Annotated in this window: 1 pseudogene; it reads right to left on the reverse strand. The window is 46.8% G+C overall.

Annotated elements, in window-relative coordinates:
- A pseudogene (locus ACTIE6_RS18095) lies at positions 1 to 449 on the reverse strand (DUF748 domain-containing protein); the annotation flags it as partial.

The following is a 449-nucleotide window of genomic DNA, read 5'->3' on the forward strand; positions in this document are numbered from 1 at the left end:
CGCGGCAACTTCTGTGTACAATCCGAAAATCCCATCGTTGACATCAATCTTTGCATATGCCTGAAAGAAGTCATTCATTTTCACCAGATTGGTGTTTTTCAGCTCCGCACTCATATCAAATGTAGGCGAATCGGAGAGCGGGTTCAGCTTGGCGGCCGCTCTTAGTGTTCCGTCATACAGGTTGGCCGTCATGTTCACAGACGCGGGCAGCACAGAGCTGGAATCGTAGCTGTTACGCAGGTTGCGCGCGATCAAATGCAAGTTTGTCATTTCCAGACCGACATTGGGCTTTGTAGTAAAGTCATTGTACTGGATCTTCCCGCCATTGATTTCGGCAACGTTGATATTCAGCGGCATAAACTTGTCAAGCACTTTCCTGAAATCAGCAGAGTCTTTGACAATCTCTTTCGGCTCCACTTTGTCTTTTGTAAAAATCAACGAAGGCTGTT

This window comes from Dyadobacter sp., assembly GCF_051859145.1.
In the GTDB taxonomy this organism is placed as follows: domain Bacteria; phylum Bacteroidota; class Bacteroidia; order Cytophagales; family Spirosomataceae; genus Dyadobacter.